This is a genomic window from Streptomyces sp. NBC_00554, from assembly GCF_041431135.1.
Taxonomy (GTDB): Bacteria; Actinomycetota; Actinomycetes; order Streptomycetales; family Streptomycetaceae; genus Streptomyces.
In genome coordinates, this window is the sequence record NZ_CP107799.1 from 1,752,867 (window position 1) to 1,769,122 (window position 16,256).

Consider the following 16,256-nt stretch of genomic DNA (forward strand, 5'->3'; position numbering starts at 1 on the left):
TCGCCCTTTCGGAATGTTCACTCACGACCGCCGGGTGGACGCGCGCAGGCCGTGGTACCAGCCGAGCACCCGGCGCTCAGCGAAAGAGAAGGCAAGGGAGAGCAGGAATCCGAGCAGGCTCAGGAGCAGGATTCCGGTCCACATGTCGGGGATGGCGAAACTGCGCTGAAACTGGACCACGGTGAAGCCGATGCCGTTGTTCGCCGCGAACATCTCGCTGATGACCATGAGGATGATGCCGATCGAGAGGGCCTGGCGCAGACCGGCGACGATCTGCGGACTCGCCGAGGGCAGCACCAAGTTGCGCAGCCGCCCTACACCGCGGACGTGATAGGAACGCGCCGTCTCCAGCATGACCGAGTCGACCGCGCGCACGCCCTCCACCGTGTTCAGCAGGACCGGCCAGACACACCCGCTGGCGATCACCACGATCTTCATCGTGTCGCCGATGCCCGCGAACAGCATGATCACCGGCACCAGCACCGGGGGCGGCACTGCCCGCAGAAACTCCAGTACGGGCTCGCAGAAGGCGCGCATCCCACGGTAGGAACCGATGACGGTGCCCAGGCCGATGCCCACGACGCCCGCGAGCGTGTAACCGCCGGCCAGGCGCAGCACACTGGGCAGCAGGTCTGCGCGCAGGCGTTCGCCGGTCCACACCGAGGGGAAGATCTGAAGGATCGTGCGCAGCGGCGGCCAGAACGGGTCGGTGCTCCCGTCCGACGCGGCCCACCACAGTCCCAGCAGCACCGCAGGCAGGCCGACCGCGAACAGCACCTGTCGTGTCAGCGCCCTCACAGTACGGTCTCCCCCCGTACGGACTGGTGCCATGCCAGGGCTCGCCGCTCCACCGCTCGGGCCCCCAGGTTGATCAGGAGTCCCAGGGCTCCGGTCACCGTGATCAGTGCGTACATGTCGGGCACGGCCTGCGACGCCTGGGCGACCGCGATCAGCGACCCCAGTCCGGGTGCTCCGATGACCAGTTCCGCAGTGATGGCGAGCACCAGGGCAACCGCCGCGGCGAGCCGGATTCCGGTCATGACGTACGGCAGGGCCGTCGGCCACGTCACATGCCTGATGCGTGCCCAGGTCCCGAGCCCGTACGACCGTGCCGTCTCGTCGGCGACGGGGTCCACGTCCTGGACGCCGTACAGCACCTGAATGAGCACCTGCCAGAACGACGCGTACACCACCAGCAGAAGCACCGAGCGCAGTTCGGAGCCGTACAGCAGTACGGCCAGCGGGATCAGTGCCACGGACGGAATGGGACGCAGGAACTCGATCGTCGACGCTGTCACTTGGCGCAGAAATGGCACAACGGTGATGAGCAGGCCACAGAGGACGGCCGCGCCCGACGCGATCCCCAGGCCGATGACCCAGCCTGTCAGCGTGTCCCCGAGTGCCGACCAGAAGGCGGCATCGCCGAGTTCCTCGCGCAGCGCGCCGGCGATCCTGCTCGGGGGCGAGAAGTACTCGGCATCGACCGGGCCGAGCCGCGGCACAGCCTCGCCGAGGGCGAGGAAGGTCGCGAGCCCTGCCGCTCCGAGTGCGATGTTCGGAATCCTCACGGCAGCAGCTCATCCAGATCCGGGGCGGTCTTGAACAGGCCGTCCTGCTCGCCGAGCTTCTCCAGGGTCTCCACCGAGGACCGGCTGATGTCCTCCGGCCACTTCGGCAGCGTCACTTTCGACAGGACGGAGGCTGGGATCTCCGTGTACGTGGCGACGATGTCGCGGACCTCGTCCGGGTGGCTGTTCGCGTAGTTCAGCGCCTCCGCGGTGGCCTGCTGGAACTTGTTCACCACATCGGGGTTCTTCGCCGCATACGACTGCGAGGTGAAGTACATGGCGACGGTGAGATCTTTGGCCACGTCCACGTAGGGTGACGCGATCTCCACACCCCCCTGGTTCAGGATGGTGGTCAGTGCGGGCTCGACCGCCATCGCGGCGTCCACTTGGCCCTTCTCCAGAGCGGCGGGCATCTGGTCGAAGGCCAGCTCCACGAACTTCACCTTCGACGGGTCACCCCCGGCCTTGCGCACGGACTCGCGGACCGAGGTGTCGAGGATGTTCTTCAGCGTGTTGACTGCAACCGTCTTGCCCTCCAAGTCCTTCGCGGACTTGAGAGAGCTGCCCTTCTTGACGACGAGCGCGCCATAGTCGTCGCCGTCCACGCCGGTGGTCGCCGCACCGTTGGAGACCGCCTTCACCTGTATGCCGTTGCTCTGAGCGACCATCAGCGACGTCGTGTTGCTGAAACCGAACTGGAACTGGCCGCTGACCACGCCCGGCACGATGGCCGAGCCACCCTGCGCCGTGGTCATCGAGACATCGAGACCGTACTTCTTGTAGATTCCCTGCTTCTGGCCGAGATAGATGGGGGCCACGTCGACGATCGGAATGACCCCGACCTCGACCTTGGTGGTACCCCCGCTCTCCGACGCGGAGTCGCCGGAATCTCCGGACGATCCACAGGCCGTGGCCACGAGCAGAAGTGAAGCGGCGGCGATGCCGGCGAATAGGCGTTGCATGATCTGTCCTCCCGCGGACCGCGCCGAAATGCTCCGGCCGGTCCGCGCGCAATGGGGTGTGGCAGGGCGAGAGACGAAGAGTCAAGACATGGCGTCGAGTTCGTCGTGCCAAAGGTGTCGTCCGCGGCTCACCCGCACATCCCCCGGGCACCGTCACTGGCCCGTACAACGTCTGCCGTACGGCGGGTGAGGGATACGGTCACAGCCGTACCGGGCCAAGCCTGCGGATCGCTGTGCGGGCAAAGCCCGCTTCCACATGCTGTCGCCCGGCGACCACGGGAATGACGGTTTGAATGACGTCGGTGGCTCCGCCGCAACTATTGGAAAGACCGGATGCGCTCTCGCCGGCCGTTGCTACGCGGCGGGACAGCTTCCCGCGCTCCTAGCGGTGGAATCGCTGCGTCTGGCGGACGCGGATCTGGACCGGCTCACCGAGGCGTCGGCCTGACCACTCGACGCGTCGGGAGCGGGAGGCAAGTTCCGGCAAGGCGAGACAACAAGGCACAAAAGGCCTTGGCCACCGCGACATCATGCGCCTCACTCACCACCAGAACGGCCAGGGCGGAACGCTTCTGACACCCGCGGCACCCTCGCCGACAGACGCCATAGAGCACCTCCGGACCGAGGTCATCTCGCTGACCTTCGACCCGAGAACCCGGACCCTGACCGCGGACACTCCGCACGGAGAAAGGATCACGATCGGCTGACCACGTCCCCAGCTCACCGACTCAAGGAAGGGAGGAGAGGCCAGAAGACCGCCGGAACGACAAAGCACCCGCGCCCGGCCGGGAGCCGGAGGCGAGTGCCAGTTTCCCCTGCCCGCGGAACGGGGCCTGTGGGGCAAAGATGTGTCCGAGGGGGGACTTGAACCCCCACGCCCGTTAAAGGGCACTAGCACCTCAAGCTAGCGCGTCTGCCATTCCGCCACCCGGACTAGGTGTCTGCCGCCTGGACGGGGGTGTTCCCCGCGGCGACATGGACAACAATACCAATGTTTCGGAGTGCCTTTCACCTGCATATCCGGGCTGTCGGGGCGGATGCGAGGGTCCGGGTGGGGGTGCCCGTGGAGTCTCACCATGGGTGACGCAGGGGCTACCCAGGAGACACGATCCGGTTCACCGGCGGTAAGGGCTCCGCGATCACGCGGTGACAGGTGGATCGGCCACGAGCACCCGCAGTGATCTCAGGAGAGAGCTCGCTCCTTCCTCTCCGAGCGGGGCCAGGAAGCGGCGCTCCATTTCGTGGCGTGCCCCCTCCGCGCGGTGCAGGCACTCGGCGGTCGACGCCGAGGCGGGCGGCGTCCGAAGATCACCGACGCCGCCCGCCTCGCCCTCACCTCACGGCATGAGGTGGTAGTCGGGGAAGTTGCCCGGCAGCCTCTCCCCCGCCGGCCCCTGCGTCACCGCGCGCACCAGCAGTTCCCCGCCCACGAACGCGCCGCGCCACGACGCGCCGAAGCCGCCGAAGAGTTCGTCGCGGTCGCCTCGGGAGCGGGGCTTGCCGTGGCCGACCTTGAAGGCACGGATCTGCGGTGACAGCCGGTCGTACGTCGACTTGTCGTCCGTGGACAGCGTGGCGACGAGCGCGCCGTTGGAGGCGTTCATGGCGGCGAGCAGTTCGGCCTCGGTGTCGACCAGGACGATGGTGTCGACCGGGCCGAAGGGCTCCGCGTGGTGCAACGGTGAGGACGGGGGCGGGTTGAGGATCGTGACGGGGTGGACGTACGCCGATGTGTCCTGGCCGGGCAGGAAGCGCGCGTCCGCCAGGTTGCCGCGGTGCAGTGGGACGGCGCCCCGGTCGATGGCCTCGGCGACCTGGTCGTGGAGGTCCTTGGCCTTGGCCGCGTTGATCACCGGGCCGAAGTCGAGGGCCGGGTACGGGTCGTCGGGGTGCTCGACCGCGAGCGGGTGACCGATGCGCAGGGTGCGGACCGCCGGGAGGTAGGCCGCCAGGAACTCGTCGAACAGTGCGCGCTGGACGACGAAGCGCGGGTAGGCGGTGCAGCGCTGCTTGCCGTAGTCGAAGAGCTTGGGGATGACCGCGGTCAGCGCGTCCCAGTCGGTGCAGTTCCAGATGCCCCAGGTGTTCAGGCCCTCCTGTTCCAGTACGTGTCGCTTGCCGAGGTCGGCGACGGCGGTGGCCACCGCGGCGCCCGTGTCGCGGCCGCCGACGAAGGAGACGCAACCGATCTCGGGCGCGCGGACGAGTGCTTCCGACAGCTCGCGTCCGCTGCCGCTGACGAGGGTGACGGGGATCCCTTCGCGTGCGGCGAGCGCGCTGGCCAGGGTGAGGCAGGCGACGCCGCCGTCGGTCGGGGTCTTGGCGATGACCGCGTTGCCTGCCAGTGCCTGTACCAGCATTGCGTGAACGAGCACGCTCATGGGGTAGTTCCAGCTCGCGATGTTGGACACGGGCCCATCGAGCGGGGTCCGGCCCTCCACCATGGGCTCGATGCCGTCGACGTACCAGCGCACGCCGTCGATCGCCCGGTCCACATCGGCCTGGGCGAGCCGCCAGGGCTTGCCGATCTCCCAGACCAGCAGGAGTGCGAGCAGTTCGCGGTGCTCGGTCAGCGCGTCGAGGGTCGCCGCGACGCGGGCCCGGCGCTCCGCGAGTGGCACATGGCGCCAGGCGCGGTGCTGGTCGAGTGAGGCGCGTACGGCCTGCTGGGCGGTCGCGCCGTCCAGGCGCGGCGGGCCCGCGATGGGGCTGCCGTCGACGGGGCTGGTGGCGGGCAGTGCCCGGCCGTCCGCCTGCCAGGCGGAGCCCCAGAGGTTGAGGACGCGGTCGTCGCGGAACGCCTCGGGCGCGACCTGGAGGCAGCGCTGCCAGGCATCGGCCCAGGTCGTACCGGACTTCACGACCAGGTTGGTGGTGTTGAGGGTGGTTGTCATTCGGTGTCTCCGCTCTCGGTGCACAGTCGGGGGCGGGGGGCCCGGCTTCTGCCGAACCGCAGGAAGCACGGGCCCGCGCGAGCAGTAGTCGCGTACGTCGCGAGCAGTAGTCGCGTATGTACGGAGGAACGTGTGGACTGCTGAGTCCGTACGGAGGAACGTTTGGGGACTGCTCTGTCCGTACGGAGGGGCCTTGTGAGGCCGTTGCGTCCGTGCAGAGGAACCTTGTGAGGCTGCTTTGTCCGTACGGACGAACGTAGTGAGGCTGCGATGTCTCCGGCAGTCACCTCACGTCAACTATGAGTGACGTCACGTTCCGTTTCCAGCTGGGCCAGTACCAGCCGCGCCGTCTCGGTCGGGGTGCCGCCCACGCGCACTCCGACCGCCTCCAGGGCCTTCTTCTTCGCCTGGGCGGTGCCCGACGAGCCGGAGACGATGGCGCCCGCGTGCCCCATGGTCTTTCCTTCGGGGGCGGTGAATCCGGCGATGTAGCCGACGACGGGCTTGGAGATGTGGTCGCGGATGAACGCGGCCGCCCGTTCTTCGGCGTCGCCGCCTATCTCCCCGATGAGAACGATCAGTTCGGTGTCGGGGTCGTCCTGGAAGGCCGCCAGGCAGTCGATGTGGGTGGTGCCGACGACGGGGTCGCCGCCGATGCCGACACAGGTCGAGAAGCCGATGTCCCTCAGCTCGTACATGAGCTGGTAGGTGAGGGTGCCGGACTTGGAGACCAGGCCGATGCGGCCGGGTTTCGTGATGTCGGCGGGGATGATGCCCGCGTTCGACTCGCCGGGGCTGATCAGGCCGGGGCAGTTGGGGCCGATGACGCGCGTGCCCTTGGTGGCGGCGTACGCGTGGAAGGCCACGGAGTCGTGGACCGGGATGCCCTCGGTGATGACGACGGCGAGCCCGATTCCGGCGTCGGCGGCCTCCCATACGGCCGCTTTGGCGAAGGCCGGCGGGACGAAGACGACGCTCACGTCCGCTCCGGTCGCCTCGATGCCCTCGCGCACCGATCCGAACACGGGCACGGCACGGTCGTCGAAGTCGACGCTCTGGCCCGCCTTGCGCGGGTTGACGCCGCCGACGACGTCCGTGCCGGCCGCGAGCATCCGCCGCGTGTGTTTCATGCCCTCGCCGCCCGTCATGCCCTGGACGAGGACCTTGGACTCCTTGGTGAGAAAGATGGCCATGTCCTCTTCCTTCAGCCGGTGTTCGCGAGTTGGGCGGCACGGAGCGCGGCGCCGTCCATGGTGGTGGCCTGCTGCACCAGGGGGTGCGCGTGGTCGTCGAGGATGGCGCGGCCACGCACGGCGTTGTTGCCGTCGAGGCGGACCACGAGCGGCTTGGTCAGCCGGACGGTGTCCAGGGCCTGCACGATTCCGTCGGCGACCGCGTCGCAGGCGGTGATCCCGCCGAAGACGTTGACGAAGACGGACTTCACGTCCGGGTCGGAAAGGATGACGGACAGCCCGTCGGCCATGATCTGGGCGGAGGCTCCGCCGCCGATGTCGAGGAAGTTGGCCGGGCGGGCGCCGCAGCCCGCGACCACGTCGAGTGTGGACATGACCAGGCCCGCGCCGTTGCCGATGACGCCGACCTCACCGTCCAGCTTGACGTAGTTGAGGCCCTTGGCTGCGGCCGCCGCCTCCAGCGGCTCGTCGTGAGCGGCATCCTGCTCTCCCCAGCGCGCCTGCCGGAAGCGGGCGTTGTCGTCGAGGGTGACCTTGCCGTCCAGCGCCAGGATCTGCCCCTGGACCGTACGGACGAGGGGGTTCACCTCGACGAGGACTGCGTCCTCACGGGTCAGCACCCCCCAGAGCCGTACGAGCACGTCGACCGTCTGCGGCGGCAGGCCCGCGGCCTCGGCGATCTCGGTGGCCTTGGCCGAGGTGACGCCCACCGCGGGGTCTATGGGGATGCGTGCCACGGCCTCCGGCCTGCTCGCCGCCACCTCCTCGATGTCCATGCCCCCTTCCGCGGAGGCGATCGCGAGGAAGCGTCCGGCGGCGCGGTCGAGGACGTACGAGACGTAGAACTCGCTCTCGATGTCAACGGGTTGGGCCAGCATCACCGTGCGGACCGTGTGGCCCTTGATGTCCATGCCGAGGATCTGACGTGCCGTCAGTTCAGCGGCGGCCGGGTCGGCGGCAAACTTCACTCCGCCCGCCTTGCCGCGCCCCCCGGTCTTCACCTGGGCCTTTACGACGACGCGGCCACCGAGCCGGCGGGCGATCTCGCGCGCCGCCTTGGGTGAATCCGCGACTTCGGCCCGCGGCACCACGATGCCGTGCTCCTCGAAGAGTGCCCGTGCCTGGTGCTCATACAGGTCCATCATGAGGCTCCTGTCTTAAAAGTGCTGCACGCCCCCTGGACATCACCCACCGGATGCGGGATAACAATCTTCATACAGTATCCGTCGACTGTATGCAATGTGCCGAGCAGGCTCCACGCCCTGTGACGCCCGGGCGCTGGAAGCAACGGACAAGTGAGGTGACCTGTGACGACGAAGGCTCTCGAAGGCATCCGAGTCCTCGACATGACACATGTGCAGTCCGGTCCCTCAGCGACCCAGCTGCTGGCCTGGCTGGGCGCGGACGTCCTCAAGCTGGAGGCGCCGACCGGTGACATCACGCGCAAGCAACTGCGCGACATCCCGGACGTCGACTCCCTCTACTTCACGATGCTCAACAGCAACAAGCGCAGCATCACCCTCAACACCAAGACCGAACGCGGCAAGCAGCTCCTCACCGAACTGATCCGCAGCTCCGACGTGATGGTCGAGAACTTCGGACCCGGCGCCATCGACCGCATGGGCTTCACCTGGGACCGCATCCGCGAGATCAACCCCCGCATCGTCTACGCCTCCATCAAGGGCTTCGGCGAAGGCCCGTACACCAACTACAAGGCGTACGAGGTCGTCGCCCAGGCCATGGGCGGAGCCATGGCGACCACCGGCTTCGAGGACGGACCGCCCCTGGCGACCGGCGCCCAGATAGGAGACTCGGGCACCGGAATCCACGCCGTGGCGGGGATCCTCGCGGCGCTGTTCCAGCGGGAGAACACCGGCCGCGGCCAGCGGGTCAATGTGGCCATGCAGCATGCTGTGCTCAACCTCTGCCGGGTGAAGCTGCGCGATCAGCAGCGCCTGGCCCATGGTCCACTCGCCGAATATCCCAACGAGGACTTCGGCGACGAGGTTCCCAGGTCCGGGAACGCCTCCGGCGGCGGGCAGCCGGGCTGGGCGGTCAAGTGCGCCCCCGGCGGCCCCAACGACTACGTGTACGTGATCGTCCAGCCCGTCGGCTGGAAACCGATCACCGCGCTCCTGGGCCGGCCCGAGCTCGCGGACGACCCCGAGTGGGCCACCCCCGAAGCCCGGCTGCCCAAGCTCGGGAAGATGTTCCAGCTCATCGAGGAATGGACCAGCACCCTCCCCAAGATGGAGGTGCTGGAGAGGCTCAACGCCCACCACATCCCCTGCGGCCCGATCCTCTCCACCAAGGAGATCATCGAGGACGAGTCGCTGGTCGCCAACGAGATGGTCGTACGGGTGCCGCACCCCGAACGGGGCGAGTTCGTGACCGTGGGCAGCCCCCTGAAGCTCTCCGACTCCCCCGTCGACGTGACCAGTCCGCCGCTGCTCGGCGAACACAACGAAGAGGTCTACGTCGGCGAACTCGGTCTCGGGGACGAGGAGCTGCGCCTCCTCAAGTCGAGCGGGGTGATCTGACGTGATCACCGACGCGTACGGGATCGCGGTCACCCACGAGGTGACCGTCCCGGACCACCAGCAGGAGGCCGCGGCCTCCCCGTACACGGCCGAGAGGCCCGTGGACGCACCCGGCGCACAGTGCCGTCGAGTGCGGGCCGCCCGGCTGTTGGGAGGCGGGTTCATGACCTAAGTCCGCACGGGGGCTCCCAACGGTGCGCGTTGGCCGCCCCCGGGACCCGAGAGCGCACGAAAGGCATTTGGCAGGGGGCGCTGTCCAGATCTTTCGACGCAAGGGGTGTTTGACAAAGATGACAACCACCGACTTCACAACGTCCGTTCCCTATCGGGAGGTGACGGATGCCAACGGCCGCAAGTACCGCATCGGCGAGACCGATCGCGACATCATGGGCCGACCACGATGGACGATGGTGCTCTTCCCATGGATGGGCATGCTGGGCATCAGCTCCTCGGAGTACGCGTTCACCTCGGCCGAGGACACTCTGCACGAGGCCCACCTCTGGACCAGCGGCCACATCTTCTGGCTGCTGGGCGTCTGGGTGTTCTTCCAGGCAGCAGTGGCCTTCCCCGCCGGACAGCTGCGCGAGAGCGGAAAACTGCCCGCGCGGTACGCCATGTTCCTCGGCGCGCTCGGCACGATTCTCGGCTATCTCTCGCTGGCGTACGCGCCGCACGTGATCGTCGCGTACATCGGGTTCGGCATGTTCAGCGGCATCGGAGCCGGCCTCGTCTACGCGACCTGCGTGAACATGGTCGGTAAGTGGTATCCGGAGCGCAAGGGCGGCAAGACCGGCATGGTCAACGGCGGTTTCGCCTACGGCTCGGTGCCCTTCGTCTTCCTCTTCACCTCGTACATGGACATCAGCAACTACAAGACCGTCCTCGTGATGGTCGGTCTGATCTGCTGCGCCGTCGTCGCCTTCGCCGGGTGGTTCTTCAAGGACCCGCCCAAGGGCTGGTGGCCCGCGCACGCGGACCCGCTGAAGGTGTCGGACGACCCCAGGGTCCGGCGGGCGCTGGAGAAGAACCCGCCGGCGGTGAAGCAGTACACCCCCAAGGAAGCAGCACGCACACCCGTTCTCTGGATGATGTGGTTCTGTCTGCTCTGCACGGCCGGGATCAACATCTTCGGTATTTCCTTCCAGGTGCCGTTCGGCAAGGACATGGGCTTCGCCGGCGGAATCGTGGCCACGGCGATGTCCCTCAAGGCCATCGTCAACGGCACCGGACGCGGCGTCATCGGCTGGATATCCGACAAGTTCGGGCGCCGCAACACACTGATCATCGTGTGTCTGGTGCTGGGCACCGCACAGTTCGGCGTGCTGGTCTCCGGCCAGATGGGCAGCATGCCGTTCTTCCTGTTCTGCTCCATGGTTTCCGGATTCGGCGGCGGGGCGATCTTCCCGCTGTTCGCGGCCATGACGGCGGACTACTTCGGCGAGAACAACAACGCCTCCAACTACGGAATGGTCTACAGCTCGAAACTGATCTCAGGCCTCGTGGGCGCCGGTATCGGCTCCGTCGTCGTCAATGCCTGGGACTACGAGGGAGCCTTCGTGATCGCGGGCTGCATCGGGTTGGGATCGGCTGTTCTCGCTGTGTTCCTCAAGGCCCCCGGTAGGCCGCAGGCCTCCCGGCTCATCAGTCCCAACCCGCAACCGCTTGGCGAGGAGATGGCGTAATGACGGCGGAACCTATCGCCGCGAAAGACTCGTCGGACAACCCCGACGCCTCGAACCGCGCATACCGTGAAGTCACCGATTCCCGGGGCCGTGTCTACCGGGTCGGCGAAACGGACCGGGACATCCTGGGCCACTCACGCAAGTTCATGGTGTATTTGCCATGGATAGCCATGATGGCCATCAGTGTCTTCGAGTACGCGTTCGGGTCGGCCGAGGACACCTTGTCCCACGCGCACGGCTGGACACAGAGCAACACCTTCTGGATTCTCAGCGTCTGGGTCTTCTTCCAGGCCGGTATCGCCTTCCCCGCGGGCTGGATGCGGGAGAAGGGGATACTGACCGCCCGAAACGCCATGTACATAGGGTCGGTCATGTGTCTCCTGGGCTTCCTCGCCCTCTCGCACATGGGCAACGTGGTGCTGGCGATCCTCGGCTTCGGTGTCATCGGAGGCATCGGGTCCGGGCTGGTGTACGCGACCTGCATCAACATGGTCGGCAAGTGGTTCCCCGAACGACGTGGTGCGAAGACCGGATTCGTCAACGGCGGATTCGCGTACGGCTCCCTGCCGTTCATCTTCATCTTCAACTACGCGTTCGACACGGCCAACTACCACCGCGTACTGGACCTCATCGGCCTCTACATCGTGGTCGTGGTGCTTGCCACCGCGTTCTTCTTCAAGGACCCGCCGAAGAACTGGTGGCCGGCGGACATCGACCCGCTGACCTACGGCGGTACGGAAAAGGGCGCGGCCAGCCTCGCCAAGAACCCTCCCGCGGTGAAGCAGTACACACCCAAGGAGGCCATCAGGACCGGAATGCTCCCTCTGATGTGGATCGCACTCGTCATGACCGCAGGCGTGTCGATCTTCGGTATCTCGTTCCAGGTCGACTTCGCCAAGGAGGTGGGCTTCGGCCCCCTCGTGGCGGCGTCGTCCATGGGCGTCATGGCCGTAATCAACGGCATCGGCCGGGGAGTGGTGGGCTGGCTGTCGGACATACTGGGCCGCAAACAGACCCTGGTGTTCGTCATCGTCGTGCTGGGTCTCGCCCAGTTCGGCATCATCTGGGCCGGCGACATCCACAGCGAGGCGCTGTTCCTGTTCTTCGCCTTCCTCTCCGGGTTCGGAGGTGGAGCCTTCTATCCGATGTTCGCGGCTCTGACTCCGGACTACTTCGGCGAGAACTACAACGCCTCCAACTACGGGCTGGTGTACAGCGGCAAGCTGATCAGCGGCCTGTTCGGTGGTGGCCTCGGCTCGATGGTGGTCGCAGCCTGGGGTTACAACGGCGCCTACGCGCTGGCCGGCGGCATCTCCATGGTGGCTGCGGCAATAGCGCTGTTCCTGCGGCAGCCCGGGCAGAACAGCAAGGTGAACACCTCTGTCCCACAGCCGCAACCAGTGGGCTGAGCAAGGAAGTTCCGGTCGGCTGAGCAAGCGATGAGCGATGCCGACCGGCTGAGCCAGAAGTCCGGACAACGGGCGGCCCTCCCCACGGTTCCAATCGCGGGGAGGGCCGCCCGTCTGTGCGGGTGCGGGCTACTTGCGCTTCTTGCGCAGGGCCGCGAGGTTGTCGTAGCCGATCTTCGCGTAGGTGAGCGACTGCGCGAGGTCGGTTGAGCTCGGGGCGTTGTCCTGCTCGACCATCGGGTTGTGGTAGTTTCTTTCGCCGACGCGCGAGAAGAACGTGGTGTAGTCGATGACGCCTGTACCGAACGGCACCATGTCGTACCCCATGCCGTTGGTCGTGTTGACCGTGCCGTCCTTCGCGTGGAACAGCGGGTAGCGCTTGTTGTTGCGGACGACGAGACCGGCGGGGTCGAAGACCTTCTCCCGAGTGGAGCCGTCGTGCGCGGTGTAGGTGTGGAACTTGTACTGGGCCACGTGCGCCCAGAAGATGTCCATCTCGAGCCAGACGAGTTTCGGGTCCGTGATCTTCAGGAAGTACTCGAGCTTGCGGATGCCGGAGCTGCGGGTGGGGCGTCCCTGGGCGTCGAGCGGGCCTCCGTCGAGCAGGAATCCGTACGCCGCGTCGTGGTTGTGGGTGTACAGCTTGACGCCCTCGCGGCGGGCGATCGCGCCCAGCGCGTTCCACTTGTCGGCCGCCACGTCCCAGTCGGCCCGGTAGTTGCTGCCGGTGGGGTCGCCGCCGGTGCCCATGTGCGCGAGGCCCAGGATGTTGGCGATCTCCAGGTTGCGCTTGAAGTTGTCGAGGTCGGGTGTCGTGAGCGGCCAAGAAGGCGGTATGAAGCCGTGGTTGCCCTGCGCCCGCAGACCGTAGTCGTCGAGCCAGGAGCGCAGCAGCTTGGCGCCCGTCACGGACTCCAGATTCGCACCGCCCGGGGCGTTGGCGTGCTGGCCGTATCCCGCGAACTCCACCTGCCGGTAGCCGTATCGCGAGAGCTGCTTGAAGACCTCGCGGAAACCGGAGGGCAGATCGGTGGTGAGCGGGTCACGGCCTGTGGCGTCACGGACGGTGTAGAGGATGATGCCGCGCCTGTTGGCGGGTACGAGTACCTCGCCGCCGTGGTCGCCGCCTCTTCCCCCGTCCTGGGCCAGGGCGGGCGAGGCGCCGAGGACGGGTGCGGCGATCGCCGCGGTCGCGGCGGCGGTGCAGGTGCTCAGGAAACGGCGGCGGTTGACGCCCAGAGTGCGGCGCAGGGCCTCGTCGGTGCCGTCGACTCCGTCGGTTCTGGGGGTCTGCTGAAGGTCGGTCACGGGTGCCTCTCTTCGTGTCATTGCAGGTCAGACGCGTGCTGATCGTTCGCGGCACGCGTTGTCAGTGGCGCGTGCTTCACTTTCCGTAGTTGCTCGTCACGGCTTGTCACATCTCGTCAGGGAGGTCGGCCAGCGTGAGGAGCAGGGATTTCACTTCGGTGGCCGCGACGCGGCCGGTGACTGTGCGGGGGGTGGAGCAGATGATGAGCGGACCGTCGTCGTCGCTCAGAGGGAGGCGGCCGTGGCTGCCTCGAATAGGTGAGGGATCCAGGGGCACGACCGCCATGCGGTAGCGCATGCCGAGCTTCTTGCGGGCCAGCGCGCCCGCGGCCTTGACCTTCACGTAGGGGTCGAGCGGGTCCATGAAGAGTTCGACCGGGTCGTAGCCGGGTTTGCGGTGGATCTCGACGAGCTGCGCGAAGTCGGGGGCGTGTGCGTCGTCGAGCCAGTAGTAGTACGTGAACCAGGCGTCCGGCTCTGCGACGGCGACGAGTTCGCCGGAGCGCGGATGGTCGAGGTGATGGGCCTTCTTGCCCTCGTCGTCGAGGAGTTGCTCGATGCCGGGCAGATCGGCGAGCGCCTCTTTGGTGGCCTCCAGGTCCTCGGGGCGGCGCACGTAGACATGGGCGATCTGGTGGTCGGCGACCGCGAAGGCGCGGGAGGCCATCGGGTCGAGGTACTCCATGCCGTCCTGCGTGTGCACTTCGAGGAGTCCGGCGCGGCGCAGGGCGCGGTTGATGTCGACGGGGCGGTTCACGCGGGTGATGCCGTACTCGGAGAGCGCGACGACGGTGCGGCCTTCGGCCTTCGCGTCGTCGAGGAGGGGGGCCATGGCCGCGTCGAGGTCGGCGGCTGCCTTGAAGGAGCGCGGGTCGTCGGGGCCGAAGCGCTGGAGGTCGTAGTCGAGGTGAGGGAGGTAGCAGAGGGTCAGGTCGGGGTGGCGGGTGCGGTTGATGTGGCGGGTCGCGTCGATGATCCAGCGGCTGGAGACGAGGTCGGCGCCGGGACCCCAGAAGTGGAACAGCGGGAACACGCCGAATTTCTCGGTGAGTTCGTCGTGCAGGGCCGGGGGCCGGGTGTAGCAGTCGGGTTCCTTGCGGCCGTCGGCGTAGTAGACGGGACGGGGAGTGACAGTGATGTCGGTGTCGGCGCCCATGGCGTACCACCAGCAGATATTGGCGACCGTGTAGCCGGGGTACGCGCGGCGGGCGGCGTCCCAGAGCTTGTCGCCGGACACCAGGCCGTTGTGCTGACGCCACAGGAGTACGTCGCCGAGCTCGCGGAAGTACCAGCCGTTGCCGACGATTCCGTGCTCGGCGGGGTGGGTGCCGGTCAGGAAGGTGGACTGGGCGGCGCAGGTGACGGCGGGCAGGACGGTGCCGAGGTGGGCACGGGAGCCGGACTGGCCGAGGGCCTTGAGGTGGGGCATGTGGTCGAGGAGACGAGGGGTGAGGCCTACGACGTCCAGGACGAGGAGAGGGGTGGGGCGGCCGGTGTGCTCCGGTGATGGGCTCGCGGGTGTTGTGCTCACGGCAGCTCCTTGAGGCCGAGGTCGGTCAACAGGTCGCGGGCGAGGGTGAGTTCGGCGGCGATGCCGTCGGCGAGCTGGGCGCGGGCACGGGGGCGCAGTTCGGGTGGGAGTGCCTGCCAGGTGTAGGTCTCGACCTCCAGGTGGCGGGTGAGCGGGTGCGGGCCGCCGACGAGGTGGGTCAGGGCGGTTCGGAGTACGGGGAGTGTGGAGGTGAGGGGCGCGGCAGGGGCCGCGTGCAGCGGGACGTGGAAGTGGGCGCGCCAGGGGGAGGCGTCGGGCAGGGCTTCGCCGGCGAGGGCCTCGCCCAGGTCGTCGGTGCCGCGCAGGCCCATGGACGTCCGGGTGCGGGTCTGGTGCAGGAAGCGGGGTTCGTCGAAGGCGGCGAGGGCCCTGCGGACTTCGGGGAGATGGGGGTGTTCGGCGTGCAGGGCGGCTGAGAGCTGGGACTTGACGACGGGGACGCGGGCCTGGGTGAGCGCGTCCAGGGCGGTGTGCGGGTCTTCGAAGGAGGTGGCGAGGTGGCAGGTGTCGACGCAGATGCCGATGCGGGGGTGGCCGATGGCGGTGAGCGGGGCGATCGCGTCGTGCGTCGTCTCGACGGTGCAGCCGGGTTCCGGTTCCAGGCCGATGCGGATGGAGCGGCCGGTGAGTTCGTCGAGGGCGTCGAGGCGTTCGGCGAGTGTGGTCAGTGCGGTGTGGGCCGTCGCCGCCCGCTTGTCGTCGTACGCGGTGCGCCAGGCCAGCGGCAGCGTGGAGATGGTGCCTTCGGTGACGTCGTCGGGGAGGAGTTGGGCGAGGACGCGGGCCAGGTCGGTGGTGTGGGCGAGGCGTTCCGGGTCGGCCCAGTCGGGCTGGTAGACGCGGTACTTGACCTCTTCGGTGCCGAAGCCCTCGTAGGGGAAGCCGTTGAGGGTGACTACTTCGAGGCCGCGGCGGTCGAGTTCGGTGCGCAGGCCGCGCAGTGCGGACGGGTCGGTGACCAGGGCGTGTGCGGCGTCCTTGGCGAGCCACAGGCCGATGCCGAGGCGGTCGCGGCCGAGGCGTCGGCGGACGGGTTCGCAGTGGTCGCGGAGTTGGGCGAGGACACCGTCGAGGGTTTCGGCCGGGTGGACGTTGGTGCAGTAGGCGAGGTGGACGGTGGAGCCGTCGGGGTGGCGGAAGCGCATCCT

The 16,256-nt window shown here is 67.7% G+C and carries 13 protein-coding genes and 1 tRNA gene; 4 read left to right on the forward strand and 10 right to left on the reverse strand.

Going from position 1 to position 16,256, the window contains the following annotated elements; translation table 11 throughout:
* Nucleotides 1–21: 21 nt before the first annotated feature.
* The 7 genes from OG266_RS07815 to sucC form a co-directional block, all read right to left on the reverse strand.
* The gene (locus OG266_RS07815) at nt 22–831 is read right to left on the reverse strand and encodes an ABC transporter permease (protein WP_371544024.1); all 810 of its coding nucleotides are present in this window, start codon (nt 829–831) and stop codon (nt 22–24) included.
* Nucleotides 795–1,568 (reverse strand): ABC transporter permease, encoded by a 774-nt coding sequence (locus OG266_RS07820; RefSeq protein ID WP_371544026.1) that lies wholly within the window; start codon nt 1,566–1,568, stop codon nt 795–797. The genes OG266_RS07815 and OG266_RS07820 overlap by 37 nt, the downstream gene beginning before the upstream one ends.
* The gene (locus OG266_RS07825) at nt 1,565–2,530 is read right to left on the reverse strand and encodes an ABC transporter substrate-binding protein (protein WP_371544028.1); all 966 of its coding nucleotides are present in this window, start codon (nt 2,528–2,530) and stop codon (nt 1,565–1,567) included. Before OG266_RS07825 ends, OG266_RS07820 begins: the two co-directional genes overlap by 4 nt.
* Nucleotides 2,531–3,379: 849 nt before the next feature.
* Nucleotides 3,380–3,464 (reverse strand) — tRNA-Leu (locus OG266_RS07830).
* Between the two features lie 403 nt (nt 3,465–3,867).
* Nucleotides 3,868–5,424 carry an aldehyde dehydrogenase family protein gene (locus tag OG266_RS07835; protein WP_371544030.1) on the reverse strand — a complete coding sequence of 519 codons (1,557 nt, stop codon included), beginning with the start codon at nt 5,422–5,424 and terminating at the stop codon, nt 3,868–3,870.
* Nucleotides 5,425–5,717: 293 nt separating this feature from the next.
* Nucleotides 5,718–6,617: a succinate--CoA ligase subunit alpha gene (gene sucD, locus OG266_RS07840; protein ID WP_371544032.1), complete on the reverse strand. Its 900-nt coding sequence runs from the start codon at nt 6,615–6,617 to the stop codon at nt 5,718–5,720.
* Between the two features lie 11 nt (nt 6,618–6,628).
* Complete coding sequence (gene sucC, locus OG266_RS07845; protein WP_371552686.1) at nt 6,629–7,759, reverse strand: ADP-forming succinate--CoA ligase subunit beta; 1,131 nt, start codon at nt 7,757–7,759, stop codon at nt 6,629–6,631.
* 165 nt (nt 7,760–7,924) lie between these two features.
* Between sucC and frc the strand changes: the two genes are divergently transcribed.
* The 4 genes from frc to OG266_RS07865 all read left to right on the forward strand — a co-directional run bounded on the left by frc (nt 7,925) and on the right by OG266_RS07865 (nt 12,248).
* Nucleotides 7,925–9,157 (forward strand): formyl-CoA transferase, encoded by a 1,233-nt coding sequence (gene frc / locus OG266_RS07850; protein WP_371544034.1) that lies wholly within the window; start codon nt 7,925–7,927, stop codon nt 9,155–9,157.
* A gap of 1 nt (nt 9,158) precedes the next feature.
* A complete protein-coding gene (locus tag OG266_RS07855; RefSeq protein ID WP_266473311.1) occupies nt 9,159–9,329 on the forward strand; it encodes a hypothetical protein in 171 nt (56 codons plus the stop codon).
* Nucleotides 9,330–9,447: 118 nt separating this feature from the next.
* Entirely contained in the window at nt 9,448–10,839 is a 1,392-nt protein-coding gene (locus OG266_RS07860; RefSeq protein WP_329544564.1) for an OFA family MFS transporter, read from the forward strand.
* Entirely contained in the window at nt 10,839–12,248 is a 1,410-nt protein-coding gene (locus OG266_RS07865; protein ID WP_266473314.1) for an OFA family MFS transporter, read from the forward strand. Before OG266_RS07860 ends, OG266_RS07865 begins: the two co-directional genes overlap by 1 nt.
* Before the next feature lie 129 nt (nt 12,249–12,377).
* On the opposite strand, the gene OG266_RS07870 is transcribed toward OG266_RS07865, so the two are convergent.
* The 3 genes from OG266_RS07870 to eboE all read right to left on the reverse strand — a co-directional run bounded on the left by OG266_RS07870 (nt 12,378) and on the right by eboE (nt 16,253).
* Nucleotides 12,378–13,577: a sugar phosphate isomerase/epimerase family protein gene (locus tag OG266_RS07870; RefSeq protein ID WP_371544036.1), complete on the reverse strand. Its 1,200-nt coding sequence runs from the start codon at nt 13,575–13,577 to the stop codon at nt 12,378–12,380.
* Nucleotides 13,578–13,662: 85 nt separating this feature from the next.
* Entirely contained in the window at nt 13,663–15,087 is a 1,425-nt protein-coding gene (locus OG266_RS07875) for an alkaline phosphatase family protein (protein WP_371544038.1), read from the reverse strand.
* The gene (gene eboE, locus OG266_RS07880) at nt 15,084–16,253 is read right to left on the reverse strand and encodes a metabolite traffic protein EboE (RefSeq protein WP_371544040.1); all 1,170 of its coding nucleotides are present in this window, start codon (nt 16,251–16,253) and stop codon (nt 15,084–15,086) included. The genes OG266_RS07875 and eboE overlap by 4 nt, the downstream gene beginning before the upstream one ends.
* Between the last annotated feature and the right edge of the window lie 3 nt (nt 16,254–16,256).

Excerpts from the sequence above, each read along its gene's own strand:
- sucD (WP_371544032.1), bottom strand. The coding sequence starts at position 6,617 with ATGGCCATCTTTCTCACCAAGGAGTCCAAGGTCCTCGTCCAGGGCATG.
- OG266_RS07870 (WP_371544036.1), bottom strand. The coding sequence starts at position 13,577 with ATGACACGAAGAGAGGCACCCGTGACCGACCTTCAGCAGACCCCCAGA.
- eboE (WP_371544040.1), bottom strand. The coding sequence starts at position 16,253 with ATGCGCTTCCGCCACCCCGACGGCTCCACCGTCCACCTCGCCTACTGC.
- OG266_RS07860 (WP_329544564.1), top strand. The coding sequence starts at position 9,448 with ATGACAACCACCGACTTCACAACGTCCGTTCCCTATCGGGAGGTGACG.
- OG266_RS07865 (WP_266473314.1), top strand. The coding sequence starts at position 10,839 with ATGACGGCGGAACCTATCGCCGCGAAAGACTCGTCGGACAACCCCGAC.
- sucC (WP_371552686.1), bottom strand. The coding sequence starts at position 7,759 with ATGGACCTGTATGAGCACCAGGCACGGGCACTCTTCGAGGAGCACGGC.
- OG266_RS07835 (WP_371544030.1), bottom strand. The coding sequence starts at position 5,424 with ATGACAACCACCCTCAACACCACCAACCTGGTCGTGAAGTCCGGTACG.
- OG266_RS07825 (WP_371544028.1), bottom strand. The coding sequence starts at position 2,530 with ATGCAACGCCTATTCGCCGGCATCGCCGCCGCTTCACTTCTGCTCGTG.
- OG266_RS07815 (WP_371544024.1), bottom strand. The coding sequence starts at position 831 with ATGGCACCAGTCCGTACGGGGGGAGACCGTACTGTGAGGGCGCTGACA.